Origin of the sequence: Yeosuana aromativorans, from assembly GCF_014646655.1 — a bacterium.
Taxonomy (GTDB): Bacteria; Bacteroidota; Bacteroidia; order Flavobacteriales; family Flavobacteriaceae; genus Yeosuana; species Yeosuana aromativorans.
In genome coordinates this window covers 141,857-143,915 of record NZ_BMNR01000007.1, presented here as the reverse complement: position 1 = coordinate 143,915, position 2,059 = coordinate 141,857, and the positions used below count along the sequence as shown (strand labels likewise).

Below are 2,059 nucleotides of genomic sequence, written 5' to 3'. Positions count from 1 at the left end.
ATGACATCAATAACAGAGAACAGGTATACTGCCCGTTCCATGCGGTGCCTCCAAACGGTCTCGATCTCCTTGTACAATGACACATGGTACATCAAGCCATATTGCCCATATCTGGACAGGGCATTGTCTTCCCTGTACATGCAAGGTGCTTCCTTTAAGGTCCGTGTCAGGAAATTATCGCCAATATCTATCCTTTCCATAAGGTTGGATACCGTGCAATATATCACATGGACCTTACAGCGTTGACCCATCTTATCGTAGACTTCCTCCATAAGATCATCCAGGCCCTTATGGAGCGCTTTTTGGCCCACGATCAACAGGGTGTAGATCGCTTCCAAGTGCACCTGTTGGCTTTTGGTGTGCAAGTAATGGATATGTTTGTTTTTGCTAGTGTCCATATCGATGACATATACCGAATGTAATGGGACCAGGTTCTTTAAAAGGTCCAAAAGTTCCTTTTGTAATGGAAATTTTGCGGGTGCTTTTGCTTTCATGTGCATTTAGTTTATTTAGACTGTGTAATAAATCAAAACATTTGTATTCATTTTCTACACTAATGTATAAAATATATACCCATTTACATAACAAAAATCCAATTTTAACAAACAAGTGTATATAATTTCTATATTTATGTATACAAAACACGCATAATAGAATGACTGAAATAGGATTGTATTTGGCAAAAAAATCAATAAACAAAGCCGAGGTTTCCAGAAGAACTGGAATAAGTAAATCCAGAATTAGCCAATTGAGTTCTAATCCAAAAGCAAAATTGAGAGCAGAGGAATTATATTTGATTTCTTTGGCCATAGACACAGATCCCTGTGAAGTATTTAAAGAAATATTTGCTGGGGTCAAACTTCCAAAACAGTAATTTCTTTAAGTGAATAAAATATAATTTTAAAAGGGAACCATTCAAAATGGTTCCCTTTTTTCTTTTAAGTTGTGCTTGAAAAGAGCCTATAAACTTTGTGGTATCCTATCAGAACTATTCATTGTGTCCTGGAACTGTTCCCTCAATTTCTTCATGTCGTCGCTCACTTTTCTCTCTATGACCTTTGCATAGATCTGGGTCGTTGATATCCGGGAATGCCCCAATAATTTAGAGACCGTCTCTATGGGTATGCCATTGCTCAGAGTGACAGTCGTTGCAAAGGTATGCCTGGCAATATGGAAGGTCAGGTTCTTTTTGATTTGGCACAGGTCAGCGATTTCCTTTAGGTAGGAGTTCAGTTTTTGGTTCGAGATCCTTGGGAACAGGCTTTCTTCCGTTTTTGGCCTTATTTTGCTCCTGTACTTTTCCATGATTGCCAATGCCTGTGGCAATAACGGGATCCTTATCATCTTGGTCGTTTTCTCCCTTCTGTAGTGGATCCATAACTCTCCATCAATTCCTATGCTGATATTGTCCTCTTTTAGGTTGATCACATCGATATAGCTCAGACTGGTATAGCAACTGAACACGAACAGGTCCTTGACCAATTGCAGCCGCCCTATGGTGAACCGCTTCTCCTCTACTGCCCTTAGTTCCTGTAAGCTCAAGAACCCTCGTTCCGTTTTTATGAATTGGGACTTAAAGTTGGCAAAGGGGTCCCTGTCCAGCCATCCCAGTTTTACGGACAGGTTCACAAGTTTCCTTAAACGCTCTATATGTTTCATCACCGTATTGTTGCCCATGGGTTTCTGGTGGTCCTCGGGGACATGCCCCCTCAGGTATTTCTCAAACTTGATTATGAAATTATAATCCAGTTCCCGTAAATAGATGTCCGTGGTCCTATGGTTCTTCAATAGAAATTTCGATAGGTACTTTTGCGTGGTGTAATAGTTCTTCTGGGTGCCCCACTTCAACTTGCCCTGCATGTCCTCGTTATGGTACTTGATGATATCGTTGACCGAACGGTTCTGCTCGTCCTCTCCAAGATATCTTGCCTTAACGGCTTGGGAGGTGATGAGCCTGTGCTCGAGTTTCAGGTCCTGGTAGCATTTGAAAAGGCCACTGTTCACTTCCTCTAAATAACCGTTTAGGGCTCTTGTGAATTGGTTGTTTCCCCGGGAGCGA

At 41.3% G+C, this 2,059-nt stretch carries 3 protein-coding genes; 1 reads left to right on the top strand and 2 read right to left on the bottom strand.

The genetic code is table 11. From position 1 onward, the window contains the following. A partial coding sequence (locus tag IEW94_RS14685; RefSeq protein WP_188654427.1) for a hypothetical protein occupies nucleotides 1-494 on the bottom strand: 494 nt, incomplete at its 3' end. A 161-nt stretch (nucleotides 495-655) separates the two neighbouring features. On the opposite strand from IEW94_RS14685, the gene IEW94_RS14680 reads away from it, so the two are divergent. Continuing rightward, nucleotides 656-874, top strand: a complete 219-nt coding sequence (locus IEW94_RS14680; protein ID WP_188654426.1) for a helix-turn-helix domain-containing protein — start codon at nucleotides 656-658, stop codon at nucleotides 872-874. A gap of 86 nt (nucleotides 875-960) precedes the next feature. On the opposite strand, the gene IEW94_RS14675 is transcribed toward IEW94_RS14680, so the two are convergent. Beyond that, nucleotides 961-2,059 (bottom strand): site-specific integrase (locus IEW94_RS14675; RefSeq protein ID WP_188654425.1); only part of this gene is annotated, 1,099 nt, incomplete at its 5' end.